The sequence below is a fragment of the Streptomyces sp. NPDC057543 genome (assembly GCF_042801895.1).
Taxonomy (GTDB): domain Bacteria; phylum Actinomycetota; class Actinomycetes; order Streptomycetales; family Streptomycetaceae; genus Streptomyces.
This window is the reverse complement of sequence record NZ_JBHVFF010000097.1, coordinates 1-26,425: the sequence shown is the minus strand read 5'-3', so window position 1 is coordinate 26,425 and position 26,425 is coordinate 1. Positions and strand designations below refer to the sequence as shown.

At 71.8% G+C, this 26,425-nt stretch carries 17 protein-coding genes and 1 pseudogene; 8 read left to right on the top strand and 10 right to left on the bottom strand.

Features of this window, described 5'->3' with window-relative positions; all coding sequences use genetic code 11:
* Positions 1-270 (top strand): hypothetical protein (locus tag ACFU8Q_RS18260; RefSeq protein WP_384454590.1); only part of this gene is annotated, 270 nt, incomplete at its 5' end.
* Here ACFU8Q_RS18260 and ACFU8Q_RS18255 read toward each other — a convergent pair.
* The 4 genes from ACFU8Q_RS18255 to ACFU8Q_RS18240 form a co-directional block, all read right to left on the bottom strand.
* Complete coding sequence (locus tag ACFU8Q_RS18255; protein WP_384454597.1) at positions 251-1,957, bottom strand: serine/threonine-protein kinase; 1,707 nt, start codon at positions 1,955-1,957, stop codon at positions 251-253. The two genes, ACFU8Q_RS18260 and ACFU8Q_RS18255, sit on opposite strands and share 20 nt — an antisense overlap.
* Positions 1,958-2,099: 142 nt before the next feature.
* Positions 2,100-3,119, bottom strand: a complete 1,020-nt coding sequence (locus ACFU8Q_RS18250) for a serine/threonine-protein kinase (RefSeq protein WP_384454587.1) — start codon at positions 3,117-3,119, stop codon at positions 2,100-2,102.
* A gap of 133 nt (positions 3,120-3,252) precedes the next feature.
* The gene (locus tag ACFU8Q_RS18245) at positions 3,253-4,053 is read right to left on the bottom strand and encodes an ABC transporter ATP-binding protein (RefSeq protein WP_384454584.1); all 801 of its coding nucleotides are present in this window, start codon (positions 4,051-4,053) and stop codon (positions 3,253-3,255) included.
* Positions 4,046-4,987, bottom strand: coding sequence for an ABC transporter permease (locus tag ACFU8Q_RS18240; protein WP_384454581.1), 942 nt, complete (start codon positions 4,985-4,987; stop codon positions 4,046-4,048). The genes ACFU8Q_RS18245 and ACFU8Q_RS18240 overlap by 8 nt, the downstream gene beginning before the upstream one ends.
* A 127-nt stretch (positions 4,988-5,114) precedes the next feature.
* Between ACFU8Q_RS18240 and ACFU8Q_RS18235 the strand changes: the two genes are divergently transcribed.
* Positions 5,115-5,729: a TetR/AcrR family transcriptional regulator gene (locus ACFU8Q_RS18235; RefSeq protein WP_384454578.1), complete on the top strand. Its 615-nt coding sequence runs from the start codon at positions 5,115-5,117 to the stop codon at positions 5,727-5,729.
* A 70-nt stretch (positions 5,730-5,799) separates the two neighbouring features.
* Here ACFU8Q_RS18235 and ACFU8Q_RS18230 read toward each other — a convergent pair whose 3' ends face one another.
* The gene (locus ACFU8Q_RS18230) at positions 5,800-6,255 is read right to left on the bottom strand and encodes a PaaI family thioesterase (RefSeq protein ID WP_384454575.1); all 456 of its coding nucleotides are present in this window, start codon (positions 6,253-6,255) and stop codon (positions 5,800-5,802) included.
* Between the two features lie 97 nt (positions 6,256-6,352).
* Here ACFU8Q_RS18230 and ACFU8Q_RS18225 point away from each other — a divergent pair.
* Positions 6,353-6,520 (top strand): annotated as a pseudogene (locus ACFU8Q_RS18225) (winged helix-turn-helix transcriptional regulator); the annotation flags it as partial.
* Positions 6,521-6,530: 10 nt separating this feature from the next.
* Here the strand turns inward: ACFU8Q_RS18225 and ACFU8Q_RS18220 are convergent.
* A complete protein-coding gene (locus tag ACFU8Q_RS18220) occupies positions 6,531-10,037 on the bottom strand; it encodes a CDP-glycerol glycerophosphotransferase family protein (RefSeq protein WP_384454572.1) in 3,507 nt (1,168 codons plus the stop codon).
* A 101-nt stretch (positions 10,038-10,138) separates the two neighbouring features.
* Between ACFU8Q_RS18220 and ACFU8Q_RS18215 the strand changes: the two genes are divergently transcribed.
* The 5 genes from ACFU8Q_RS18215 to ACFU8Q_RS18195 all read left to right on the top strand — a co-directional run bounded on the left by ACFU8Q_RS18215 (position 10,139) and on the right by ACFU8Q_RS18195 (position 19,264).
* Positions 10,139-12,142 carry a CDP-glycerol glycerophosphotransferase family protein gene (locus tag ACFU8Q_RS18215; RefSeq protein WP_384454569.1) on the top strand — a complete coding sequence of 668 codons (2,004 nt, stop codon included), beginning with the start codon at positions 10,139-10,141 and terminating at the stop codon, positions 12,140-12,142.
* 133 nt (positions 12,143-12,275) lie between these two features.
* The gene (locus ACFU8Q_RS18210; protein ID WP_384454593.1) at positions 12,276-15,845 is read left to right on the top strand and encodes a CDP-glycerol glycerophosphotransferase family protein; all 3,570 of its coding nucleotides are present in this window, start codon (positions 12,276-12,278) and stop codon (positions 15,843-15,845) included.
* A gap of 195 nt (positions 15,846-16,040) precedes the next feature.
* Positions 16,041-17,249 carry a glycosyltransferase 87 family protein gene (locus ACFU8Q_RS18205; protein WP_384454565.1) on the top strand — a complete coding sequence of 403 codons (1,209 nt, stop codon included), beginning with the start codon at positions 16,041-16,043 and terminating at the stop codon, positions 17,247-17,249.
* Between the two features lie 55 nt (positions 17,250-17,304).
* The gene (locus tag ACFU8Q_RS18200; RefSeq protein ID WP_384454562.1) at positions 17,305-18,819 is read left to right on the top strand and encodes a methyltransferase domain-containing protein; all 1,515 of its coding nucleotides are present in this window, start codon (positions 17,305-17,307) and stop codon (positions 18,817-18,819) included.
* A 70-nt stretch (positions 18,820-18,889) separates the two neighbouring features.
* Positions 18,890-19,264: a hypothetical protein gene (locus ACFU8Q_RS18195; RefSeq protein ID WP_384454559.1), complete on the top strand. Its 375-nt coding sequence runs from the start codon at positions 18,890-18,892 to the stop codon at positions 19,262-19,264.
* Between the two features lie 6 nt (positions 19,265-19,270).
* Here the strand turns inward: ACFU8Q_RS18195 and ACFU8Q_RS18190 are convergent, their stop codons facing one another.
* From ACFU8Q_RS18190 to ACFU8Q_RS18175, 4 genes are all read right to left on the bottom strand, one after another.
* A complete protein-coding gene (locus ACFU8Q_RS18190) occupies positions 19,271-21,472 on the bottom strand; it encodes a CDP-glycerol glycerophosphotransferase family protein (RefSeq protein ID WP_384454556.1) in 2,202 nt (733 codons plus the stop codon).
* A 64-nt stretch (positions 21,473-21,536) separates the two neighbouring features.
* Positions 21,537-23,855 (bottom strand): CDP-glycerol glycerophosphotransferase family protein, encoded by a 2,319-nt coding sequence (locus ACFU8Q_RS18185; protein WP_384454553.1) that lies wholly within the window; start codon positions 23,853-23,855, stop codon positions 21,537-21,539.
* Positions 23,856-24,032: 177 nt separating this feature from the next.
* A complete protein-coding gene (locus tag ACFU8Q_RS18180) occupies positions 24,033-24,938 on the bottom strand; it encodes a carbohydrate ABC transporter permease (protein WP_384454550.1) in 906 nt (301 codons plus the stop codon).
* Positions 24,935-26,218 (bottom strand): carbohydrate ABC transporter permease, encoded by a 1,284-nt coding sequence (locus ACFU8Q_RS18175; RefSeq protein ID WP_384454547.1) that lies wholly within the window; start codon positions 26,216-26,218, stop codon positions 24,935-24,937. Before ACFU8Q_RS18175 ends, ACFU8Q_RS18180 begins: the two co-directional genes overlap by 4 nt.
* Positions 26,219-26,425 lie beyond the last annotated feature (207 nt).

Here is a 26,425-nt window from a genome sequence, read left to right as displayed (position 1 = left end):
TGCCCGGTGGCCGCCCCGCCCTCATACCGGGCACGGACCCGATGGCCGCCCGCCACCGACACGCCGCCCGCCGACGCCCGGCTGCTCGGCGAACTGCTGATGCTGCCGGGACCGTCTCCCGTACTGCACCGGCTGATCACCGGCTACGGGCTGCCCGCCGCCGCCCGGTCGCGGGCGGCAGCGCTGCCGTCACGGAGGGAGCCCGCGGAGCGGGTGCTGCTGCGGCTGTGGAGCCGCAGCGGCGGTGTGCCTACTGCTGCCACAGGGTGAGTTCGGTGAAGTAGTCCGGCAGATCGTTGGTGGCGCGCTTCTCCACCTTGGTGATCTTCAGCATGGCGAGATTGCCGTCGGACGTCACCGTGCAGAGCCGGGTGCCCACCGGCAGGGTCTGGCCGCGCTGGAGTTCCTTCTCCCTGATCTCGGACGGCAGCACGTCGGACTGCGAGCCCTGCAAGCACTGCTGGGGGGTCGGTCCGGTGCTCTTGCCCATCGGCGTGCGGAATTCCCAGCTGCCGCCCGATACCTCGCTCAGCTCCAACTCGTCGTCACTGTCGGTGAATTCGCCGGGGCCCGCGACCCGCGGTTCGTCGAGATCGACTCCGATGACATTCGGCTCGGCGGGCGCCCGCAGCGCGAACGGCCGGTCCTTGAAGATCACCTTGTAGCTGCTCTGCTGGGCAGGTGATCCGGACGAGGCGGAGTCCGACGGTTTCGGATCGGGCTCCCGGGACGAGGGCCGGTCGTCGCGTGAGTCGTCGGCGTGCGAGGTGTCGCCGCCCTTGTCGTTGACGCGGGTGGCGATCACCCACGTCCCCGCGACCAGTAGCAGCGCGACCCCGGCGGCCACCGCGACCCGCACCGGCCCCCGGGACTTCGCGGCGGGTGCCGTCGCCGGTGCCGGGCCGGGCGCCGGCGGCGGCGGGGTGGGGTAGCCGGGCTGTGGCGGTATGTACGTGGGCGGCTGGTGGGGCATGGTGGGCCGGTCGGACGGCGGCAGGGTCGTCGCGTATCCGGCCTGTGCGCCCGGTGGTACCGGGTCGGCGGGGCCGGTGGTGCCGGTCGCCGACGGGACCGTGCCCGGCGGGTACGTGGGTGCCGTCGGCTGCTGGGGCCGCTGCGCCACCCGCTCGCGGCGGGCGATCTCCGCGGCGAGCGGCTCCGGCAGCCAGCCATCGGATTCGCGCAACGGCCGGCCCGCGGACCGCTCGCACAGGGCAGCGAGTTCGGCCGTGGTGATGCGCGCTCCCGGATCGGCGGCCAGGCAGCGCTCCAGCAGTGGACGCAGCTCCTGCGGATAGCCGTCCAGCCGGGGCGGCCGGTGTTCGGTGTTGGCGATCTGGGCGGCGACGGTCAGCGCCCCGCCCGTCCCGTACGGATGGCGGCCGGTCGCCGCGAGGGCCGCGATCAGGCCGAGCGAGAAGACGTCGGTGGCCGTTCCGACCTGCTCGCCGAGCGCGTGCTCCGGCGACATGAACTGTGGGGTTCCGATCAGTCCGCCGCTGCGGGTGAGCTGGGTGGCGTCGGCGGCCCGGGCGATCCCGAAGTCGATGACGTACGGGCCCGTCGCGCCGAGCAGGATGTTGCCGGGCTTCAGGTCGCGGTGCACGACCCCGGCCGCGTGGATGGCGGTGAGTGCCTGTGCCGTACAGCCGACGAGCCGGAAGACGGTGGGCAGCGGCAGCGGTCCGTAGCTGTCCAGCGCCGAATGGAGTGCCATGCCGGGGACGAACACCGAGGCGAGCCAGGGCTGTTGGCCGGAGGTGTCGTGGTCGACCACCGGCACCAGGTGATAGCCCTGCACCCGGCGGGCGGCCTGCACCTCCTGCTCGAACCGGAGGCGGAACTCCGGGTCGTCGCCGAACTCGCGGCGGATGAGCTTCAGCGCGACGGCCTGGCCGCCGCGGGTGTGCGAAAGATAGACGGTGCCCATGCCGCCCTCGCCGATGCGTGCGAGCAGCCGGTATCCGGCGGTCTCGCGCGGATCGTCCGGGCCCAGAGGTGTGAGTATGTCGCCGACGCCGGTACTGATGGGAGCCCCCCGCTCTCACGGCCGAATCTGACCGGAAGGAGCCTACGACAGATGCCGGGCCGTCAATTCGTCAGTCCGCGCCGGGCGTTCGCCGCACTCGCCGAGGCCAGTCGACGGCCAGCGGATCACGTGCCGTCGGCACATAGGTGGGGGTGTACGAGGACGGGCGGGGCCGCGTCGCCGTCTCGATCCGGGCCACGGCCGAGGCAACCGGGTCCGGCAGCCAGCCGTCGAAGTCCCGCGGCTCCCGCCCTTCGTCCGTGCCGAGTGCCCGGCGGCACAGCTCGGCGACGTCCGCGGCCGTGGGGCGGTCCTCGGGCCGGGCCGCCAGGCAGAGCCCGAGCACCCGGCGCAGCGGCTCCGGATGGTGGTCGAGGCACGGGGGTTCACGGTCGGTGCCCGCGATGCGGGCGGCGACGGCGAGACCGTGGCCGCGTCCGTACGGATGCTGTCCGGTGGCGGCCTCGGCGGCCAGCAGGCCGAGCGTGAACACGTCGGATGCGGGCGTCAGCCGTCTGCCCAGCGCGTGCTCGGGCGACATGTTCTTCGGGCTGCCGACCAGCCGGCCCGCAGTGGTGAGGGTGCGGGTGCCGGCCGGCCGTGCGATGCCGAAGTCGAGCAGCCAGGGGCCGCTCGCGGCGAGCAGCAGGTTGCCGGGTTTGATGTCGCGGTGGATGACCCCGGCGGTGTGGACGGCGTGCAGCGCGTCGGCGAGGCAGCCGGTCAGCCGGAGCACGGCGGCCGTCGGCAGCGGCCCGTACGCGTCGAGGACGGTGTCCAGCGGCAGGCCGGGGACGTAGTGGGTGGCGAGCCAGGGCAGCGGCCCCTCGGCGTCGTGGTCGACGACCGGCACCAGGTGGTAGCCGGAGACCCGGCGGGCCGCGGCCACCTCACGGGCGAACCGCTCCCGGAACGCCGGGCTCCGCGCGTACTCCCGGCGGATCACCTTCAGTGCGACGGGGTGGCCGCCGCGGGTGTGCGAGAGGTAGACGGTACCCATCCCGCCCTCGCCCACCCGGGCCCGCAGTGCGTAACCGGAGATCTCCCGCGAGTCGTCGGCCCGCAGCGGTCCCGGTACGGCGTCCCACATCTGTCCCCCTGCGCCATGTCCGGTCAACCCTGTTGTGCGGCACGGGAGTTTATCGCCCCGTACGTACCGACCGTACGCACCACCGGGCCCGCCGCCCGCGCCGCTCGTTCCCGCGCCGCTCGTTCCCGCGCCACTACTTCTTGCCGGTGAACTCCTCGTACGTGGCCACGACCTCGTCGGCCGGACCGTCCATCCGCAGGGTCCCCGCCTCCAGCCAGATCGCCCGGTCGCAGGTCTCGGTGATCGACTTGTTGCTGTGGCTGACCAGGAAGACCGTGCCGGCCTCCTTGCGCAGCTCGGTGATCCGTTCCATGCTGCGCCGCTGGAACCTGGCGTCGCCGGTGGACAGTGCCTCGTCGATCAGGAGGACGTCATGGCTCTTGGCGGCCGCGATCGAGAAGCGCAGCCGGGCGCCCATGCCGGAGGAGTACGTCCGCATCGGCAGGGTGATGAAGTCGCCCTTCTCGTTGATGCCGGAGAAGTCGACGATCCCCTGGTAGCGCTCGCGGATCTCGGCCCGGGTCATCCCCATCGCGAGGCCGCCGAGCACGACGTTGCGCTCGCCGGTCAGATCGCTCATCAGTGCCGCGTTCACCCCGAGCAGGGAGGGCTGGCCCTGGGTGTGCACCCGGCCCTTCGTCGTGGGCTGCAGGCCGGCGATCGCCTTCAGCAGCGTCGACTTCCCCGAGCCGTTGGAACCGATCAGGCCGATGGCCTCGCCCTTGTACGCTGCGAAGCTCACCCCCTTCACCGCGTGCACCTCGCGCACCCCGGGGGTCTGCCGGCGCGAGACGATCCGGCTGAGCGCCGAGGTGGCGCTGCCCTTTCCGGTACGGGCGCCGTTGACCTTGTACGTGATGTGCACGTCGTCCACGACGACGGTCGGCACCCGCTCATCGGTGTCGGCCGGGTTGCCGGCCAGGTTGTCAGCCACGTCCGTACCGCTCCTCCGCCTGCCAGAAGTACACGAAGCCGCCCACCCCGCACACGAGCGCCCAGCCCGCGGCGATCGCCCACACGTGTGGCGGCAGATGGGACGCGCCGAAGCTGTCGATGAGCGCGAACCGCATCAGGTCGATGAAGACGGCGGCCGGATTGCACTCCAGCATCACCATCACGTAGTGCGGAACCCGGTCCCCCTTGAGCATCGTGTCGACGCTCCACATGACGCCCGAGGCGTACATCCAGGTGCGCAGGATGAACGGCATCAGCTGGGCGATGTCCGGCGTCCGGGCGGCCAGCCGCGCCACCACCATGGAGACGCCGGTGTTGAACACGGCCTGGAGGAACAGCGCCGGAACCGCCAGCAGCCAGGACGGCTTGGGCAACTGCCCGAACCCCACCAGGATCAGCACCAGCGCACCCAGCGAGAACAGCAGTTGCTGGAGCTGCTGGAGGGCCAGCGCGATCGGCAGCGAAGCGCGCGGGAAGTGCAGCGCCCGCACGAGGCCGAGGTTGCCGCTGATCGCACGGGTGCCCGCGGTGATCGAGCTGCTGGTGAAGGTCCAGATGAACACGCCGGTGACGAGGAACGGAACGAAGTCCTCGACGTTGCGCTTCGTGTTCATCAGGACGCCGAAGATGAAGTAGTAGACCGTCGCGTTCAGCAGCGGGGTCATGATCTGCCAGATCTGGCCGAGCTTCGCCTGGCTGTACTGCGCGGTCAGCTTGGCCGTGGCGAACGCCGTGATGAAGTGCCGCCGCCCCCACAGCTGCCGGATGTATGCGACCAGCGAGGGCCGGGCCCCGCTCATTGCCAGTCCGTGGCGGGCGGCGAGCGCGGCCAGTTCGCCCGGCGCGTACACCGGGGAGGGTGTACCGGCGGGGGTGTCGGCCGGGGCCGCTGAGGTTGTTGTCTGGCTCACCACGATCGCTTTCGACGGGAGGGTGGGAACACGACGACCGACGGGACGGAACCGTATCGTCGCAACGCCGAGGGTAGGGCGCTCCACGTCGCAACGCAACCGTTTCGTCGTGACGGACTATGATTCGGCCATGACCACCGACCCGGGAACCCGCCGCCGTGTCCCCGCCGGAGCCGCTGTGCTGCGCGAGGACGTCACCGATGCGATTCGCAGCGCCGTCTTCGAGGAACTGGCCGCGGTGGGCTTCGCCCGGATGTCGATCGAAGGCATTGCCCGGCGGGCGGGCGTCGGCAAGACGGCCGTGTACCGCCGCTGGAAGTCCAAGCTGGCCCTGGTCCTCGACCTGGTTTCGGCCGTCGCCGTCCAGGGCATGCCGGCTCCGGCCACGGGTTCGCTGTACGGGGATGTCCGCGCCGTACTGGAACTGGCCGCCTACGCCCTGCGCCATCCCGTCGCCTCGCAGGTCATCCCGGACCTGCTGGTCGAGGCGGCTCGCAGTCCGGAGATCTCCGACACGATCAAGGCCGCCCTGCTCGACCCGCAGCAGGGCATCGCCGCCGTCGTCGTACGGGACGCCGTGGCGCGCGGCGACCTGCCCGAGGACAGCGACCCGGACCGTGCGCTGGACCTGATCGTCGGTCCGCTCTACTGGCGGCTCGCCGTCGTCCGCACCCCGCTGCCCAAGGGCTACCTCGACGACCTGGCCGCGTCAGCCGTCGCCGCGCTCAGGAACCGGGCCGGGTAGGTACTGCCGTTCCCGGGCGGCGAGCATGGGGGTTGGCGTCGGGTCATCAGGGACGGCGGTGACTGCGAGCTCACTGCTCGGGCCGGTTCACCCGGATCAGTGTCTGCTGCCCGTTGGCGACGAGTTTTCGCCGGCCGTCCTGGACGCCGTGCACCTCCAGTTGGCAGACGGTCAGAGTGCGTCCGGACTTCAGGACGGTGCCGACCGCCTCGATGTGGTCGCCGATGGCGGGTGCCAGGAGGTTGATCTTGTACTCGACGGTGAGTACCTCGGAGTCCTCGGGGAACAGCGTGTACGCGGCGTAGCCGCCGGCGCTGTCCGCGATGGCGCTGGTGGCGCCGGCGTGGAAGTAGCCGTGCTGCTGGGTCACTTCGGGCCGGCTCGGGAGCACGATGTGCACGCGGCCCGGCGCGATGCGGGATATGCGTGCACCGAGGTGGCTCATCAGCCCCTGGCGGTCGAAGCTTGCCCGGACGCGCTTTCGCACCTCGGGGCCCGCCTCTTCCTGCTGCGTCCGGTCTTCCACGTGCTCTCCTTCGACGGGCGTCATGGTCCGGGTACGGGGTGGGGCGGGTCAGCCGGCCAGGCGTTCCCTCAGCAGGAACCCGCCGATGGCGATCATCATGGCACCGGAGACCCGGGTGACCGCCCGGGCCGCCGAGGGCCGGGTCTTCACCGAACCGGCCGCGCGCGTACAGCTGAGCCTCTCTCCCTGCCGGCGCCGCCTGCGCGACCTCGAACGCGAGGGCGTGATCCACGGCCGCCGCGCCGTCGTCGACCCGGCCGCCGTCACCTGGTGAACTACTCGGCCAGCAGCCGGTCCGCGACCCGCGCCGCCGCCCCGCCGTCGTCCAGGTCGCAGAAGTCCTGGCGGAAACTCTTGTACGCCTCCGCATGCCGGGCCGCCGACGCGGTCAGGGCGCCGGCGTCGCGCAGGGCCCCGGCGATCTCGTCCGTGCCGACGAGAAGCGGCCCCGGCGCCCGGGTCTCGAAGTCCAGGCAGAACCCGCGCACCGTGTCGCGGTAGTGCTCCAGGTCGTAGGTGTGGAAGAGCATCGGGCGTCCCGTGTGCGCGTAGTCGAACATCAGCCCCGCGTAGTCCGTCACCAGCACATCCGCGACGAGCAGCAGCTGAGCGGTGTCCGGGTGCGCCGACACGTCGCGTACGCCGTGACCCTCGGGCACGCTCCCGGTCACTCGCGGATGGCGCCGCACCAGGAGGGTGTGGGTGTGTCCGTCGCCGAGGGACCGGGCCAGGGCGGCCAGATCGAGCGCCGGATCCCACCGGTAGCGGGGCCGCTCGCCGTCGGCGCCCGGCGGGTGGGCCAGCTGGTCACGGTAGGTCGGCGCGTACAGCACGACCCGGCGGCCGTCCGGGATGCCGAGCCGGCGCCGGACCCGGTCGGCGGTCTTGGCCCGGTCGGCCGAGAAGAGCAGGTCGTTGGCCGGGGATCCCGCCTCCAGGACCTCGCCCCCGTAGCCGAGCGCGCGGCGCAGCAGCGGGGTGGAGTGGCGGCTGGGGGATACCAGGACGGACCACTGGGCCGCCCGGCGCGGCAGCGAGGCGAGTTCGTGGTGGTCCGCGTACAGGGTGCCGTCCAGATCCGTGCCGAAGCGGCCGAGCGGGGTGCCGTGCCAGGTCTGCACGACGATCTGGCCGGGCCGCCGCTCGAACCACTCGGGCAGCTGGTCGGCGGTGACGATCCGGCGGGACCTCGCCAGCGCCTCGTACCAGGCGGCACTGTGCTCGACGACCGGAACGGCGGTGGGGGGGATGTGGCCGTGGAGCCCGTCGGTGACCCAGAGCTGCTGCGACTCCACTCCCCGGCGCACCAGTTCGGCGTGGACGGCGCGGGGCGAGTCGCCGCCCGTGTAGAGGACGGTGTCCCGCAGCGGCTGCGCGCGTCGGGCCGGGTAGTGCGTGCGGCGCAGTTCGGCCCGGCGATACGCGCCCTGTTCGGAGACCGCGAGGACCGGCCCGGACCGTACGGTCAACCGGTCGCCGAACCGGCGGTCCAGGGCGAACTCCCGTTCGGCGGCGGGAGTGTTGGCGTCCGCGCCCGTGCGGCGGAGCGGTAGCCGGGCGGCGAGCGCGGTCAGCACCCGGACCGGCCGGCCACCCAGATACGCGTCCCAGCGGCCCTCGGGCAGCCCGGCGGCCACCGAGGGTGCGAGGAACGCGGTGAATCGGCGCCCCTCGTACGCCCCCGCGCGCCGTTCCTCGTGGTGGGTGACGGGAACGGACACCGTCTCGCGCAGCACCTCGTGCCGCAGCACGAGGTGGGCCGGCCCTTCGTCCTGCCGTACGTCCGTCCCGGCGCCGGTCACGCCCTCCACCCGCAGCGCCCCGTCCGACGTCCACGCGGCCCCGTCCGCGCACGGCTGCCCGCTCAGGTCCAGCACCAGCTCGCCCGCCGCGTCGGCCACCACCGGCGGCGCCACCTCCGGGGCCGCGGCCAGCGGCACCCGCGACCCGTCCGCCAGCACCAGCCGCGCCCGCCACTGCCCGCCGGGCTCCGGCTCGACCTCGCGCGGCGCCCGGTGCGGTGCCGCAGGCGCGGCCGCCATCCCGACGAGGTCGGCGAGCGGAATCCGTACCGTGAAACGCCCGTCCGCCCGGCACTCGACGGGGTGGCCGAACTCCTGGTCGGCCACCCCGTCGCAGGTCAGTACCAGGGCCTTCGGCCGGGCACTCCCGTACAGCCGGCCGGTCAGTACCAGCTCCTCGCCGATGCGACGGTCCTCGCACCGGGCCGGCAGCTGCGTCAGGGTCAGCCGGAGCCGCCCGCCCAGGTAGTCGAGCACGGCCCGCCGCCCGTCGCCCAGGTCCCGGACGTGCGGCTGGACGGCCCCCGCGTCCACGGCGCGCACGGCCACCCGGCGGACCGTGCCATGAGCGGCCACCATCATGCCCACCAGCCAGCCGCCGGGCCGCAGCCGACGCGGGTCGAGCGTCAGCTCGAAGCCCGAGTGATCGTAACTGTGCAGCTGCTGACCGGAGTTGATGGTCGCCTCGGGTGCGGGAACGTTTCGTACCGGCACCGTCCGCAGCTGCTGGCCACGGGTCGCGCGCACCATGCCCACCTTCAGCGAGTGGCGCGGCGACGCGGCCGGGAGATTGCGGATGTACGCGTAACCGCGCAGCCGCAGCCTTCCGTCGTCGCCCCACTGTGCTTCCAACAGCCGTGCCACGGCCGGGAGATCGGCACGGGCGAGCCGGGGGGCGTCCGGAATGCCGGGGAATCCGGCCTGCCGCCGCCCCGGCACACCGCCCACCAGGAACGTTCCGGCGCCATTGGCCCGTTCGAAGGCGAGCACGGCGAGCAGCTCCGCGAGTCTGCGCTCCTGCACCAGCCGCCACTTGATCCGCAGCTCCACCGGCAGCTCGTGCGCCACGGCCCGGCCCGGCCCGGCCGCCCCGTCCATCGGCTCCATCCGGTCCAGGAACGCCCCCGCGTCCGCCATGAACGCCTCCCGGTACGCGGGCCCGCCCATGGTGAGCCCCTCCAGGAAGTACACGAAGTCGTCGCGCAGGCACGAGAGGTCGTAGCGGCGCCGCGCACCGCCGTGTCCGACCCCGCCCCGGGCCGCCAGGAACGCGCTGACCTGCTCGCACGCCGCGATCCGGTCCCGTACCCCTCGCACATCCGTACGCCGCCGGGTGATCGACCCCTCGCGCACCCGCCAGTAGTAGACGTGCTCGTGCAGCACGTCGACCGAGCCGGCGAGGAAGTGGGCCGGGATCATCACCGGGGTGTCCTCGTACAGCTTCCCCTCCGGGAAGGCGAAGGCGTGCCGGTCCCAGAAGGAGCGCCGGAACACCTTGTTCCAGGCGACCCGGTCGGCGAGCAGCCGCGGATCGCGGCTGATGTGGGTGCGCGCCCGGGTGGCGGTCAGCCACCGGTACTGCCAGGCCTGCTGCCGCCCCTGCTCGGTCAGCCGCCACACGTTGCCGGTCGCGAGGTCGGAGCCGGTCGACTCCAGCGAGGCCAGCATCCGCGCGTAGGCGTCGTGGACGACGATGTCGTCGCTGTCGACGAAGGCCAGATACGGCACGCCCTGTGTGGTGTGCCGCACGCCGGTGTTACGGGCCGCGCTCAGCCCCCCGTTGGGCCGGCGGACATAGCGGAAGCGGCGGTCGCGGGCGGCGAACTCCCGGGCGATGGCCGTACTGCCGTCCGTCGAACCGTCGTCGACGAGGATCACCTCGATGTCGGCGACCGACTGTTCGGCCACCGAGCGCAGGCAGTCCTCCAGATAGTCCTCGACGTTGTGGACCGGGACGACGACACTGAGGCGCGGCTTCATGCCAGGTCAACCGGGGCGGACGCCCCGGGTCACCGGCACTGCCCCGAACGGGTGAACACGCGATTCGGTGCGCGGTGAGTGCGCGATTACGCTCGGCTGCCATGCTCCTCAGTGTTGTCGTGCCCGTCCACCGCGCTCAGGGATATCTCAGGGCGACGCTGGAGTCCGTGCTCGGCCGGGGCTCCGGTGAGCTGGAGCTGCTCGTCGTCGACGACGGCTCGCGGGACGGCAGCGCCGAGATCGCCGCCGAGTTCGCTGCGCGCGACCCGAGGGCCGGGGTACTCACCCTTCCCGAGCACCGCGGCGCGGGTCCGGCCCGCAACGCCGGGGCGGCCGAGGCGCGCGGCCGGTATCTGCTCTTTCTCGACGGCGACGACCTGCTGCGACCGGGCGCCGTGGACGCGATCACCGCCCGGCTGGCCGGGAGCGAACCGGACGTGCTCCTCCTCGGACACGACCGGATCGACTGGTGGGGCAGCGTCGCGCCCCCGGAAGCCGTCCCCGACGGTTTCTCCACCGTCACCCCGCGCCTCTTTCGCCGCGCCTTCTGGAGCGCGCACGGCCTGCGCTTCACCGACGGCCCCTACGAGGACGTCCTCCCCGTCCTGAGCGCCACCCTCCTCGCCTCCGACGCGGGCACGCTCGACACCCTCGACCGGATCTGCGTCCGTCACCGCGTCCGCCGCACCGGCACCTTCGCCACCACGCCGGGACGCCATCACTTCGCGATCCTCGACGCGTACGAACGGCTGCTCGCCGCGACCGGCCACGACCCGCGGATCCGGGCCGCCCGCACCCGCCATCTGCGGACCGTCCTCGCCGACCCCGGCCGGATCGCCCCCGAGGACCGCGCCGCCTTCCACCGTGCCGCGGACCTCCCCGGCAGCTACACCGTCCACCGTGCCCTGGAGGCCGCCCGCACCGGCCGTACCCGCACCCGGGAAGCCCTGCGCCGCCGCAAGAAGACGCTCCGGGCCCGCCTCACACGCGCCGCCTACCGCGCCGACCTGCTGCGCCCCCTGGACCCGAACCTCGCGGTGTACGGCGCCTACTGGAACCGGGGCGTCGCCTGCAACCCGGCCGCGATCCACGCCAAGGCCCTCGAACTGGCCCCGCACATCCAGGGCGTCTGGGTGGTCTCGTCCCGGTACCGCGACCGCATGCCGCCGGGCGTCCGGTACGTCATCGAGGGCTCCCTCGCGTACTGGCGGGTCATGGCCACCGCCACGTACCTGATCAACAACTCCAGTTTCCCCGGCGGCTTCACCAAACGTCCCGGACAGCGCTATCTCCAGACCCACCACGGCACCCCGCTGAAGACCATGGGCCTGGACCAGCGCGCCTACCCCGCCCTCACCAACGGCATCAGCTTCGAGAAGATCGTCGCCCACGCCGACCAGTGGGACTTCTCGCTGTCCGCCAATCCGCACACCACGGAGATCTGGGACCGGGTCTACCCGTCCGGATACGAGCATCTGAACCTCGGCTACCCGCGCAACGACGTCTTCTTCGCCGCCACCCCCGAGCGGACCGCGGCGATCCGGCAGCGCCTCCACCTCGACCCGGACCGGACGGTGCTGCTGTACGCGCCGACCCACCGCGACTACCGCAAGGGCTTCGTCCCGCACCTCGACCTGGACCGGCTGACCCGTGAACTCGGGCCGCAGTACGTGGTGCTGGTCCGCGCGCACTACTTCTACGGCCGCTCGGCGGCGCCGGACAGCGCCCGGGTGGTGGACGTGACGGGCCACCCGTCCGTCGAGGAACTCTGCCTGGTCTCCGACGCGTTGATCACCGACTACTCGTCGCTGATGTTCGACTACGCCTGCCTGGACCGCCCGATCATCAGCCACGTCCCGGACTGGGCCGCCTACCGGGCCTCGCGCGGCACCTACTTCGACCTGCTCTCCGGACGCCCCGGCGACACCCCGGGCGCGGTCGCCACCACCGACGACGAACTGCTGGAACTGTTCAGGACGGGCGAGTGGCGCTCGGCGCGGACGGCGGAGCTGCGGACGGCGTTCCGGGAGCGCTTCTGCCCGTACGACGACGGGCACGCGGCCGAGCGCGTGGTGCGGCGGCTGTTCCTCGGCGGCGGCGAGTAACGACCTGGTGAGGCCGTAAGCCCGGCGCGGCCGATGTCACCCGTTCGGGAGAGACCGCAACCGGTGACCCCCGGCCCGTCACGGGGTTGAGCCCTACGGACAACCAGGCCCCGGATGAACGGACGTGCTCAACATGCCGCCACGGCTCAGTGTCGTCGTACCCGTCCACAACGTCGAGCTCTATCTGACGGACTGCCTGAAGTCCCTCGCGGAGCAGACCATGGCCGACCTGGAGGTGGTCATGGTCGACGACGGGTCCACCGACAACAGCGCGGCCCTGGCCGCCGGGTTCGCCGCACAGGACGGCCGGTTCCGGCTGGTGAGCCAGGAGAACGGCGGACTCGGGCACGCCCGCAACACCGGGGTCCGCCACTGCGACCCGGGCGCCCGCCATCTCGCCTTCGTCGACAGCGACGACGTGCTCCCGCCCCGCGCGTACGAACTCCTTCTCGGCGCCCTGGACGAGACGGGCTCGGACCTCGCGTCCGGCAACGTGCTGCGGCTGCGGTCCTCCGGCAGGCTCCAGCAGTCACCCAACTTCCGCAAGCCGATGGCGACGACCCGGCTGCGCACCCACATCTCCCGCGACTGGGACCTCGCCGCCGACCGGATCGCCTGCAACAAGGTCTTCCGCCGGTCCTTCTGGGACGAGCACGCATTCGCCTTCCCGGTCGGCGCCCTCTACGAGGACATCCCGGTCGTCCTGCCCGCCCATTTCCTGGCCCGCTCCGTCGACGTGCTGAAGGACGCCGTCTACCACTGGCGCGACCGCCCGGGCTCGATCACCGCGCGTCGCGCCGTCGTCCGCGGCATCCAGGACCGGGCCTCGCACGTGCTGGGCGTCGCCACCTTCCTCGACGAGCACCGCGGCGCCACCGACAAACGGCGCTACGAGGCCCACGTACTCGCCCATGACCTGCGGTACTTCATGGAGGCGCTGCCCGAGGGCGACGAGGAGTACCGGCGCGCCTTCCTCACGTACGCCAACGAGTTCACCGACCAGGTCGACCCCGCGGTCCTGGACGCGCTCCCGCTGCGGCTGCGGCTGATGTGGCACCTGGTGCGCGAACGGCGGGCCGACGAACTGCTGGCGCTGCTCGCCCACGACAAGGCCGAGCCGGGAGCCTTCGCGGTACGGGGCCTGCGCCGCCGCAGCGCCGCCTTCCCGGCGCTCACCCGGCCCGTGCCGCCCCCGGTGCTGCGGGTCACCGACCGGGACCTGCCGCTCACCGCCCGGCTGCGGGACGCCCACTGGCAGGGCGGCCGACTGCACCTCAAGGGGTACGCCTACATCCGGAACCTGCCCGCCACCTCGCGCGGCGGCGAGTTCCGGGCCGGGTGGCTGCGGGCGGGGCGCCGGCATGTGGTGCCGCTCCGGCTGCGCACGGTCGCCGAGCCCGAGGCCACCGCCCGGTCCCGGCAGAGCCTGCACGACTACGACCGCTCCGGCTTCGAGACCGTCATCGACCCGGCCAGGCTCCGTATCGACGCCGACGGCAGTCCCGAACGGCTCACCTGGCGCCTGGAGATCGGCATCGCCGGGCACGGCATGCTGCGCCGCTCCGGCCTCTCGACCGACGAGGCGGCCGCACCGCCGCCCGTGCACCGCCCCGACGGCGACCACCGGATCGTGCCCGCCTTCGACGACGGCCGACTCGTGCTGCACGCCGAGCGGATCGACGCCCGCTTCGAGACGCACCGCGCGGGCGGCACGGGCGACGGTCCCGGCATCGTGGTCGTCGACGGCATGATCCGCGACCGCCTCGGCAGGGGCCCGTTGCGTCTCGCGCTCACCCACCGGGCCTCCGGCACCTCCTTCGACTGCCCGGTGACCGTCCAGGAGGGGGCCGTGCCGTCGGCGGCGGGATGGCGGCGCTTCACCGCCCACGTCCAGCTCGGCGCCTTCGCCGACGCCCGCGCGGGCGCGGGGGAGGGGGCGGCGCCCGCGCAGCTCCCGTACAGCCTGCATCTCGTCGGTCCGGACGGGCGCAGGACGCCGATCGACGTGCCCGGGCCCGTACTGCCGGGCCGCTACCCGCTGGACGGCGCCGACGGTCGGCGGCGCGAACTCGGTCTCACCGCGAGCTCGCGCGGCAATCTGCTGATCAGCGACCGCACCGTGCAGCCCGCCGTCGACCTGGCGACCTGGACGGAGGACGGACGACTCCTCCTGGAGGGCACCTTCCCCGAGGACCCGGACCGCCCCGTCGAGCTGGTGGCCCGGCACAGCGGACACGGCGAGGAGGCGGCCTTCCCGCTGGCCTTCTCCGGCGCGGCCGGAACCCGTCGGTTCAGGGCCGCGCTCCGGCCGGACGCCGTCGAAGGACCGGGCGGGAGACTGCCGCTGGGCCAGGGCCACTGGTACCTCTTCCTCCGCGAGAAGGGCGCCCTGGACGACGCGTACGACGCCCCGCTGCGCATCCCGGCCGCCGCCCACCGCACCCTGCCCGCCGCCCGCACCCTTACCGGCCGGAAGTACCTCGTCGAACGGCGCTTCCACGACCAACTGCTGATCAACTGCGCCTCGGTGCTCACCCCCGCGGAACGCGGCGCACGCGGCAAGCGGCTGCTGCGCGAGGCGTACCGGAGCCGACGGCGCACCGCGCCGCTGCGCGACACCGTGCTGTACAGCAGCTTCGACGGCCGCCAGTACTCCGACTCACCGCGCGCCATCCATGAGGAAATGGTCCGCAGGGGTGTCGCGTCGGAGCACCTGTGGGTGGTGAGCGACCAGCAGGCCCGTGTCCCGGCGGGTGTCACGGCCGTCGAACACGGCTCCACCGCCTGGTACGACGCGCTGGCCACCAGCCGCCACGTCGTCACCAACACCCAGCTGCCGGAGTGGTTCGAGCGGCGCGAGGGCCAGTGCGTCGTCCAGACCTGGCACGGCACCCCTCTCAAACGCATCGGCCTCGACCTCACGGGCACCGCCTGCGCCAACGCCGCCTACCTCGCCACCATCGAGCAGCGCGCCCGGCAGTGGAGCGTCCTCGTCTCCCCGAACCGCTTCTCCACCCCCGTCCTGCGGCGCTCGTTCGGCTACCGGGGCGAGGTCCTGGAGTGCGGCTATCCCCGCAACGACCTGTTCCACGCCTGCGACCGGACCAAGGTCGCCGCGTCGGTACGGGAAAGGCTCGGCATCCCCGTGACCAAACGGGTCGTGCTGTACGCGCCGACCTGGCGCGAGGACCGGCCGCAGGGCGGCGGCCGCTACGCCCTCGACCTGCGACTCGACCTGGCCGCCGCCGAACGCGAACTCGGCGCGGACACCGTCCTGTTGGTGCGCCGCCACTATCTGGTCACCGACCGGCTGCCGGACAGTGGCAGCGGCTTCGTCCGTGACGTCTCGCGCTACGGGGACGTCGGGGAGCTGATGCTGATCAGCGACGCGTTGGTCACCGACTACTCCTCACTGATGTTCGACTTCGCCCAGACCGGCCGCCCCATGCTCTTCCACACCCATGACCTGGCGCACTACCGCGATACGCTGCGCGGCTTCTGCTTCGACTTCGAGGCCCGCGCCCCCGGCCCGCTGATCCCGGGCTCCGCCGGACTGATCGAGGCGCTGCGCGACCCGGAGCGGGCGACCAGGAGACACAGGCAGGCGTACGAGGCGTTTCGCCGGGACTTCTGCGACCTGGACGACGGACACGCGGCGGCGGGCGTGGTCGACCGGATGCTCCAGGACCTCGCCCGGCCCTGACCGGCCCCGAACGGCCCGGGACAAGAGGCGCCGTCTGAACCGTTCGAGTGATGCGGGGCTTCGGACGTCTGCGCACATGCGCAGGGCTTCGACGTCGTGAGCCCCGTACGTGCGGCCGACGATGCGTCACTCAACGTCCCGGGGTTGCTACGTTCTGTTTTCATGGGAATCCGAATGCGATGTGAAACCTGGGACGTGCGGCGGGCGAGAGCGGTGGTGCTCGTCGCCGCGGCCATCGGGCTCCTGACCCGAATGCTGATCGCGGCGAATATGCCGGGCCCGGCCGATGTGCGGATCTTTCACGGTTTCGCCCGGGCCATCGTGCGATACGGCCCCATTCGGATCTACGAACAGCCGCTGCCGGGACTTCCCGTCTACAACCATCCGCCCCTGGCCGGCTGGATGCTCCTCGGCCTGAACGACCTCTCCGAACTCGGAATTCCGTTCGGAACGCTGATTAGATCGCCCGCCTCGATCGCCGACTTCTGCTGCGCGCTCATCGTGTTCGAGATCGTGCGGCGGCGCGGTTCCCTCGGCACGGCGGTCGCCTGCGGTGTGGGCGTCGCCTTCAGCCCCGTACTGATCGCCACCTCCGGCTACCACGGCAACACCGACGCGGTCGCCGTCACGTTCGCCCTGGCCGCCGCCCATCTGCTCGTCGACCGGAAGTCACCACTGGCCGCCGGAGTGGGCGCGGCGCTCTCGATCAGCGTCAAGTTCATCCCGGTGGTGGTGATCCCGGCGCTGTTCGTCGTCGCGCTGCGGGCCGGCCGGCCCGCACTCCTCCGTTTCACCGCGGGGTTCACCGCCCTGATCGCCCTTGTCTGGGGGCCGGTCCTGGTGACCGTGCCGCAGAACCTCACGGAGAACGTCCTGGAGTACGCGGGCGGCAGCTACCGCCTCTGGGGCATCGTCCGGTTCGCCGACGCGCTCGGCCTGCCGCAGTCCTTCATCACCTTCGTCCAGGGTGAGGGTCACTTCCTCTTCGTGCTGGTCTGCGTGGCAGCCGGGGTCTGGCTCGCCTGGCTGCGGCCCGCGCAACTGCCCGGTGTCGTCGGCGTCACGATGGGCCTCCTGCTGCTGCTCTCCACCGCGTCCGCGCTCCAGTACCTGACCTGGGCGGCCGCCGGGCTGTTCGTCATCGGGTTCTGGGAAGGCGCCGCGTACAGCTGCCTGCTCGGCCTGACGGCGGTCCTCGGCTACCACGGGCGGTCGGCCGTGCGCTGGAGCGAAACGGTGCTGCACTTCGGCGAGGCCGGCTGGTTCGTCCTCGCCGCCGGTCTCCTCAGCGGAATCCGCAAGATCCTCGCCGCGCCGGCGGCCGTACCCCCGCGATCCTGCGCCGAGCGGCCCCTGGTCAAGGCGCCCCGCACCTCGCACCCCACCGGCTCCGCCATCACCTGACCGCCCTTCCCGAGCCCCGATTCGCCGAGCCCCGAGCACAACTGGAGAACGCCCCGTGAAGGAAAGCCCGAGCCCCAGGATCGGCATCCTGGTGGTCGCGTACAACGCCGAGACGACACTGGAGAGGACCCTCGACCGCATTCCGGAAGACTTCCGGTCCAAGGTCGCCGAGGTCCTCATTCTCGACGATGCGAGCCATGACGCGACCTTCACCGCGGGCTGCCGCTGGTCGCAGACGGAGGGTATGCCGCGGACGGTGGTGATGCGGCACACCAAGAACCTCGGCTACGGCGGGAACCAGAAGGCCGGATACGCGCTGGCCGCCGAACACGGACTCGACATCATCGTGCTGCTGCACGGCGACGGGCAGTACGCCCCCGAATTCCTGCCCGACATGGTCGCACCGATCGAACGCGGCGAATGCGAGGCCGTGTTCGGCTCACGGATGATGAAATCCGGATCCGCGCTCAAGGGCGGCATGCCGATGTACAAATGGCTCGGCAACCGCATTCTCACCCGCCTGGAGAACGCCCTTCTCGGCTCGCGGCTCTCCGAATTCCACTCCGGGTACCGCGCCTACAGCGTCGCCGCACTCAAGAAGCTGCCGATCCACCGCAACACCGACGCGTTCGACTTCGACACCCAGATCATCGTCCAGTTGCTCAACGAAGGAATGCGGATCAAGGAGATCCCCGTTCCCACCTACTACGGCGACGAGATCTGCTACGTCAACGGCATGAAGTACGCGAAGGACGTCGTCAAGGACGTTCTCGAATACCGGCTCGCCGTCAAGGGGTTCGGCACCTGCGCCTGGATTCCCAAACCCGTCGAGTACGCGTTCAAGGAGGGCGACGGCTCCTCGCACGCCGTCATCCTGGAGAAGATGCGCGGCCTCCCGCCCGGCCGGGTCCTCGATCTCGGCTGTTCCGGCGGCCTGTTCGCGCAGCGCCTCGAAGCCCTCGGCCACGAGGTGACGGGCGTGGACTACGTCGAAGTCCCCGGCGTACGCGAGAAATGCACCCGCTTCCACCTCGCCGACCTGGAGGAGGGGCTGCCCCTGGAGATCGGCGCCGACTACGACTACGTGGTCGCGGGCGACGTCATCGAGCACCTCTCCCGCCCCGAGCGGGTGCTCGCCGAGGTCGCCACCGTGCTGCGGCCCGGCGGCCATGTGCTGCTCTCCGTACCGAACTTCAGCCACTGGTACTCCAGGCTGCGGGTCGCGCTCGGAGTCTTCGACTACGACCGGCGCGGCATCCTCGACGAGACGCATCTGCGCTTCTTCACCCGGGCCAGTCTGCGCCGCACGGTCAGGAACGCCGGCTACGACGTCCTCCACATCGCCTCCACCGGGGCCCCGTTCTGGGCGCTCCTCGGCGGTGGACCGCTCCCCGCGGTCCTCGGCGGGATGTCGAAGCTGCTCACCCGGATCCGGCCGACGCTGTTCGGCTATCAGCACGTCGCCCTGCTCACCCCGCACGCGGCCGAGACGATCATCGCTGGAGAGCACGTCGATGTACAGGACATCCTCAACCGACGGTACGCCGCTGCCGACCAGGTCGGCGTGTGAGGCCCCCGTCCCCCGTCCCATCCCCGTCCCGGAGTCCGAGACCCCGGTCGCCGCAGTCAGGAGCAAGGCCGTGACCCTCCCCAGTCTGATGCTGCTGCTGTTCGCCGTGTTCTCGTCGGCGGGCGGGCAGATCATGCTCAAGCACGGGATGAAGGGTGCCGCGGCCGCCGCCGCGCAGGGCGGCGGTTCCGTCGCCCTGCGCGCCGCGACCAGCCCGTGGGTCGTCCTCGGCCTGGTGGTCTTCGCGGTGTCCGCCCTCGCCTGGATGACCACCCTGGCCACGGTGCCGCTGTCCATCGCCTACCCGTTCAACGCCCTCGGGTATCTGCTGATCGTGCTGGCCGGGGCGACCGTGCTGCACGAGCGGACCTCGATGTGGACCTGGGGCGGCTCGCTGCTCGTGGTCATCGGCCTCGTCACGGTGATGGTCGGCCGGCAACGCTGAGGAGATTCACGCCCGTCCGGCGATCGAGGACACGCCGTCGGACGGGCCTGGAGCCGCACTCTCCCCCAGCAGCACCGTCCGCACCACCCGCTCCGCGGCCCGGCCGTCGTCGTACGGACAGAACCGGGCCCGGAACGCGGCCCGCAGCGCCTCGTTCGCCGGGCTCTCCCAGCTGCCGTCGAGGAAGATCCGGGCCAGCTCGTCCGTGTCGGTGGAGACCGCGCCGGGGGTGTCGCCGGGCTTCCCGGACAGCAGGTCGAAGCAGACCCCGCGGACCGTCCGGTACGTCTCCCAGTCGGGGGCGTGCACCACGATCGGGCGGTCGAGATGGGCGTAGTCGAACATCACCGACGAGTAGTCCGTCACCAGCGCGTCCGCCGCCAGGCACAGTTCCTCGATCCGCGGATGGCCGCAGACGTCGAGGAGCGAAGGGTGCTCCGGCAGCCCGGCCCCCTCGTAGAAGTAGTGGGCGCGGACCAGCACCACGGTGTCCGGGCCGAGCGCCTCGCAGAACCGGACCAGATCGAGCCGGCTGGTGAACGCCGCCTCGTAGTCGCGGTGCGTCGGCGCGTACAGGATGGCGCGCCGGCCGGGCCGGATGCCGAGGCCCTCGCGGATCTGTGCGATCCGTTCGTCCGTCGCCGTCGCGAAGACGTCATTGCGCGGGTATCCCGATTCCAGGGACCGGGCGGCGCCCGGATAGGCGCGGGCCCACACCTCGGTGGAGTGCGGATTCGCACAGACGCTCCAGTCCCACCGGTCGACGCGCTGGAGCAGCCGGTCGAAGTTCAGCCCCTGGGCCGCCGCCGGGTAGTCCTGCTGGTCGAGCCCCATGATCTTCAGCGGGGTGCCGTGGTGGGTCATCACATGGATCTGGCCGGGGCGTTTGACCAGGTGGTCGGGGAAGTTGACGTTGTTGAAGAAGTACGTCGCCCGGGCCAGCAGCCGCCAGTAGCGGCGGGTTCCCGGCACCACGTGGTCGATGCCCCGGTCCACCGCGTCCAGGTGGTTCTTCGACACCACCCACACGCCCCGCACCTGCGGGGCCAGCTCCTGGGCCTTGCGGAAGACGGCCTCCGGATTGCAGCTCACCCCGCGGTTCCAGTAGGCGGTGTAGACGGCGAGCCCGGGGTCCAGCGGGAGCCGGCGCTGCCACCAGTAGTAGCGCGAGGCGAGGGTGAGCCCGGCCCACGTCCGGACCGCGCCGGGCGCCGCCCGCAGGCTCCGGCGCATGGCCAGGACCGTGTCGAGGGTGCCGAGCGCGGTGTACCGGCCGCCGCCCAACAGCCGCGGTCGCAGGCCCTTGGTGCCGCCCGGGAAGCGGTGCCCCTCGGGCCGGTGCGCGCGGACGAACGCGGCCACGGACCGTACGTAGCGCCTGCGTCGCCGGGGCACCGACGGGTATCCGGCGAGGAGTTCCTGGACGGCCCGCTCGAAGAGCAGGGGGCGCACGGAGCGCAGCGGCGGCCGGTCCCGTACGAACTCCATCAGAGCGGCGTACGCGTCGACGAGCTCGTGCGGTGTCGAGCCACCTTCCTTGTCCGACCCGTCGGCCGGAACATGACGGTGGCGCCCGCCGCGGTGTTCGACGCAGGCGGTGGGGAGTACGGCGACGGACTCCGCCGCGGCGAGGGTCTGGAGCGCGTACATCCGCTCGCCGTGCGGCCCCGGCCCGAAGGCCAGCTTCTCGCCCTCGTGGAGGGTGCGGCGTACGGCGCGGTTCCAGGAGACCGGCGCGATGTCCAGGAGGACGGGGTGCTCGGCGAGGGTGAGCCGGTCTGCGGGCAGTCCGCCGAGCAGCTCCAGCGACCGGGTCAGCCGGAGGCGGCCCCGGAACGGGCGCCTGTGGTGGCCGAACAGCAGCAGTTCGGGGTCACCGGCGGCGTCCAGCCGGTCGGCGACGGCCCGCAGGGCGCCCGGCAGGTGGACGAAGGTGCCTTCCAGGAAGAGGAGATAGTCGCCCACGGCCCGCTCGGCCCCGGCGTTGCGCCGCCCGTCCGCGTCCGCCCCCGGGGGCAGATGGATGGCCTGGACCCGGCTGTCCCGGCCGGCGAACTCGTCGAGGAGCAGCCCCGAACCGTCCGGCGCACCGTCGTCGACCGCGATCACCTCGATGTCCGTGAACGACTGGCTGAGCACCGACTCCAGGCACTCGCGCAACTGCCCTCGGGCGCGGTGGACGGGGATGATGACACTCAGCCGGGGCATACGGGCTCTTTCTCGGACAGCGGTTCTTGAGGGTTCGGGGGAGGGAGACGGGGGAGGGGCGCCGTCAGGGGCGGTCGGCCGGCCGGGAGCCGGCGAGGCCGAGGCCCGCGGACGCCTGCCGGTCCGCGGGGACGGTGGCGGTGGCAGGCGCGGGGAGCGCTCCCGGGACCTGCGCCGGACGGCCCGCCGCCGGTACCGGCTGCCGCCCGGCCGGCGGGATCGCGGGCGGTCGCACGGCGGTGTCGCTCAGGAAGACCCGGCGCACCACCCGCTCCGCCGCGTGCCCGTCGTCGTACGGACAGAAACGCTCCCGGAACGCCGCGCGCAGCCGGGCGGAGCGGGCGCCGCACCAGTGGCCGGTCGCGAAGATGTCCAGCAGCTCGTCCTCGCTGTGCGCGATCGCGCCGGGCGGGCAGGCGCGCAGGTCGAAGTAGGTGCCGCGGGCCGCTTCGTACGCCTCGCGGTCGCCCCAGTGGATGACGACGGGCCGGTCCAGATTGGCGTAGTCGAACATCAGCGACGAGTAGTCCGTGAGCAGCGCGTCCGAGGCGAGCGCGAGCGCCTCGACGCAGGGGTGGCCGCCGACGTCGATGATCCGCGGGTGCGGCTCGTGGACCGGTACGGCCCCGTACGAGTAGTGCGCGCGGCTGAGGATCACCCAGCCCGGGCCGAGGACCCGCAGCAGCCGTGCCAGGTCGAGCAGGGGTTGCCGGTCGCGCCGGTAGTCGCGGTGCGTGGGCGCGTACAGCAGGGCCGGGGCGCCCTCGGGGATGCCGAGCGACGCGCGCAGCCGCGCCACGTCACCGGCGGTGGCCCGCTGGTAGATGTCGTTGCGCGGATACCCGTACTCCAGCGTCGCGCAGCTCGTGGAGGCCGACGGATAGACCTTCTCCCAGACGAGGGTGGAGTGCCGGTTCGCGGAGAGGGAGAAGTCCCACTTGTCGACATTGGTGAGCAGCTGCCCGAAGTCCATCCCGCGTGCCGCGGCCGGCCGGTCCTGGAGATCGAGGCCCATGGTCTTGAGCGGGGTGCCGTGGTGGGTCTGGAGCAGCACCTGGCCGGGTCGCTTGACCAGCCGCCGGTCGAAGTTGACGTTGTTCACCAGATACCCGGAGCGGGCCAGCGCCCGCCAGTAGCCGTATGTCCCCGGGGCGATCCGGTGCGTCGCGGTGGGCACGGTGTGCGCGTCCTGCGGGCGGCAGATCCAGGCGGTCCGCAGGCCGGGGACCAGTTCGCGGGCCTTCGCCTCGATCGCCGCCGGGTTGCAGGCGTACCCGCCGTGCCAGTACGCGGCGAACACGGCCCGGTCCGCCTGGACGGGCAGCCGCAACTGGACGCGGTAGTACGCCTGGAGGGCGGCGGCCCGCAGCACCCGGCGGACGGCGCCACCGGCCTTCCGCACCCGGCCGAGCAGCGACTGCGCGGTCCACAGCGCACGGTACGTGCGGTGCGCACCCAGCCGGATCAGGCCGTGGCGCAGCCGGGCGCGGCGCGGGACGGGGGCGCCGGGCGTGCGGTAGCGGGCGCAGTGGGCGCGGGCCCGGCGGAAGAACTCGGCGCGGCTGTCGCGCGGCAGCCGGCCCCGGGCGGTGAACAGCGTGCAGAAGTGGTCGAGCATCCTGCGGTGGATCACCGGCCGCCACGGCGCGAGTTCGGGGCGGGCGTCGATGAACGCGAAGACCCGGTCGTACTGTTCGAAGACGTCGAAGTGCTTGCGGCTGGTGGTGGCCAGGATGTTGCCCCGGCGCCGCTGCCGGTAGCCGACGCACACCCGGTCGAGGACCGCGATCGAGCGGGCGGCCATCAGCACCGGGTAGGTCCACGGGGTGTCCTCGTAGTAGCCGGGCGGGAAGGCGAACCCCTCGGCCTCGACGAACGCGCGGCGGTACGCCTTGTTCCAGACGACCATCAGGACCTTCAGCAGCCCGGGCCGGCCGGTGAGCGTGAAGGTGGCGGGGCCGGTCTCGTCGAGCTGCTCGGCGAAGGTGTTGCGTACGCTCTCGCCCGTCCAGTACGTACGGGCGTAGTCGTAGACCAGGACGTCCGGTTCCCCGGTCGCCCCGATCCGGTCGGCGACGGCCCGCAGGGCGCCGGGGGCGAGGGTGTCGTCGCTGTCCAGGAAGATCAGATAGTCACCGGCGGCCTGTGCGATCCCGGCGTTGCGGGCCCGGCCCAGGCCCACGTTCTCCGGCAGGTGCACGGCCCGCACCCGGGGGTCCCGGGCGGCGAACTCGTCGATGACGGCGCCACAGGCGTCGGGGGAGCAGTCGTCGACCGCGATCAGCTCGAAGTCCTCGAAGGACTGGGTGAGCACCGAGTCCAGGCTCTCGTGCAGATATGCCTGGACCCGGTACGCGGGCACGATGACACTGAACCGGGGCACATCACATCCAGGGGGCGTTCGCAGCGCGTGTGGGCGGTCCGCAAACGGCCGATGGAGTGACAGAGTTACGTCAAAATGTGGCAAATCTGTGAAAGTGCAGGTGGGGTGGTCCTGTTGCGGTGAACAGGACCACCCTGTGTTTGACGTACAGCTGTGCGCATTGAAACTGCGTGCGTACTACTTCACCGCGCCCGCCATCACGCCGGAGACGAACTGGCGCTGGAAGGCGAAGAAGACCGCCAGCGGAATCACCATCGACACGAAGGCGCCGGGCGCCAGCACATCGATGTTGTTGCCGAACTGCCGTACCTGCTGCTGCAGCGCCACCGTGATCGGCGGGGAGCCGGAGTCCGCGAAGATCAGCGCGACCAGCATGTCGTTCCACACCCAGAGGAACTGGAAGATCCCGAGTGAGGCGATCGCCGGACCGCCCAGCGGCATCACGACCCGGGTGAAGAGCCGGATCTCGCCCGCCCCGTCGAGCCGGGCCGCCTCCAGCAGCTCCCGCGGGATCTCCGCGAAGAAGTTCCGCAGCAGGAAGATCGCGAAGGGCAGGCCGAAGGCCGTGTGGAAGATGACCACGCCGAAGGTCGTCTCGAAGATCCCGATCGCGCCGAAGAGCTTGGAGACGGGGACGAGGGCGACCTGTACCGGCACCACCAACAGCCCCACGACCACCAGGAACCACCAGTCGCGGCCGGGGAAGTCCATCCAGGCGAAGGCGTATCCGGCCAGTGAACCGATCACGACGACCAGAACGGTCGCCGGGACGGTGATCATGACCGTACTGAGGAGGGAGTGGGTGATGGTCGAATTGTCCAGCAGTCGCGCGTAGTTGTCGAAGGTGAGCTGCGAGGGGGCCGTGAAGATCTTCCACCAGCCGCTCGACGCGATGTTGTCCGCGCTGCGTAGCGAGGACAACAGCAGCCCGACGGTCGGCATCAGCCAGAACAGGCCCACCAGGATGAGGAAGACCCGCATCACCCCGCCGCCGGCGCGAGCCGCGATGCGTGCGCCGAGGGAACGCTCGGCCTTCACCGGTCCGGTGGTCGTGCTCGTTGCCGTGTTCGACGCTGTCGTCATCGGCGCCCCTCCTTCCGGATCCGGCGGATGTTGACGTACATCACCGGGAGTACCAGCAGCAGCAGGAGTACGGCGATGGCGCTGCCGATCCCGAGGTCGGCGTCCGTACCGAACGAGGAGCGGTAGAGCTGGAGCGCCAGCACGTTCGCGTCGGCCAGCGAGGACCCCGGTGAGATGATGAAGACCAGGTCGAAGACCTTCAGAACGTTGATCATCAACGTGACCAGCACCACGGAGAGCACGGGTGCGAGCATCGGCACCGTGATCCGGCGGAACACCTGCCATTCGTTCGCGCCGTCCACCCGGGCCGCTTCGAGGAGTTCACGCGGCAGACCCGCCAGGCCGGCGGCGATCAGCACCATCGCGAACCCGGCCCACATCCAGACGTAGGAGCCGATGATCCCCGGGGTGACGAGGGTCGGGCCGAGCCACTCGACCCCGTTGTACGGTTCCTTGAAGTTCGAGGCGGGGAGCCGGAGTTCGGCGCCGTCGGCCGCGGCGGGCAGGGTGAAAGTACCGTCCGCGCGCGCGGTCGCCGAGGCCACCACCTTGCCGTCCTTGACCGCCTCGACCTTGATGCTCTTGAGCCCCAGCTCCTTGGCGTCGATGACGTTGGGGCTGCCGCCGCCGCCCTTGGTGAAGTCCAGCCACGCCGTACCGGTGACCTTCCCGGGCTCCGCGGCGGCGGCCTTCGCGGGCTTCGCGCTCGACGGCATCTTCGCCGGTGCCACACCGACCAGCGGCAACTGCACCGGCTGCCCGGCCCGTACCGGCGCCTTCGTGACGAACGAACCGCCACCGCCCGCCCTCAGCGGGTGGACGGGCAGCGGATGCGCCTTCGGGTAGCCCGCCGACTCGGCGAACGTGTCGTGCACGCCCACCCACACGGCGTTGGCGACCCCGCGCTCCGGGGCCGCGTCGTACACCAGCCGGAAGATGATGCCGGCGGCGAGCATGGAGATCGCCATCGGCATGAAGACGACCAGCTTGAACGCCGTACCCCAGCGGATGCGCTCGGTCAGCACGGCGAAGATCAGCCCGAGGGCCGTGGAGACCGTCGGCGCGAACACGACCCAGATCGCGTTGTTCTTGATCGCCGTACGGATGGTGTCGTCCGTGAACAGTGCCTTGTAGTTGTCGAATCCGGCGAAGCCGGTACCCGCCTGGTCGAAGAACGACCGGTAGACGGAGTACGCGATCGGATAGACCACGAGCGCGCCCAGCAGCACCAGCGCGGGCGCCAGGAAGAGCGCCGCGATGACCCGGCGGGTGCCGGTCACGCTCCGGCGACTGCGTCCCGGGCCGCCGGCCGGAGCGTCGGACGGCTTCCTGGGCGCGGGTACCGACGCCCCGCCGGACGGATGCTTGTCGGCGGGGGGCACCGCGTCGGCGCCCCCCCCCCCCGCGGGGGGGAAAGCCTCCACGCATTGATTGGGATGGCCCGGCGGGGGACCGACGGGGCGGTCGGCCCCCCCCTTAAAAAGGGG

Bases quoted from the DNA above. Each gene is read 5' to 3' on its own strand.
- ACFU8Q_RS18250 (WP_384454587.1), bottom strand. From the start codon at position 3,119: ATGTGGGACGCCGTACCGGGACCGCTGCGGGCCGACGACTCGCGGGAG.
- ACFU8Q_RS18235 (WP_384454578.1), top strand. From the start codon at position 5,115: ATGACCACCGACCCGGGAACCCGCCGCCGTGTCCCCGCCGGAGCCGCT.
- ACFU8Q_RS18220 (WP_384454572.1), bottom strand. From the start codon at position 10,037: ATGAAGCCGCGCCTCAGTGTCGTCGTCCCGGTCCACAACGTCGAGGAC.
- ACFU8Q_RS18215 (WP_384454569.1), top strand. From the start codon at position 10,139: ATGCTCCTCAGTGTTGTCGTGCCCGTCCACCGCGCTCAGGGATATCTC.
- ACFU8Q_RS18210 (WP_384454593.1), top strand. From the start codon at position 12,276: ATGCCGCCACGGCTCAGTGTCGTCGTACCCGTCCACAACGTCGAGCTC.
- ACFU8Q_RS18190 (WP_384454556.1), bottom strand. From the start codon at position 21,472: ATGCCCCGGCTGAGTGTCATCATCCCCGTCCACCGCGCCCGAGGGCAG.
- ACFU8Q_RS18180 (WP_384454550.1), bottom strand. From the start codon at position 24,938: ATGACGACAGCGTCGAACACGGCAACGAGCACGACCACCGGACCGGTG.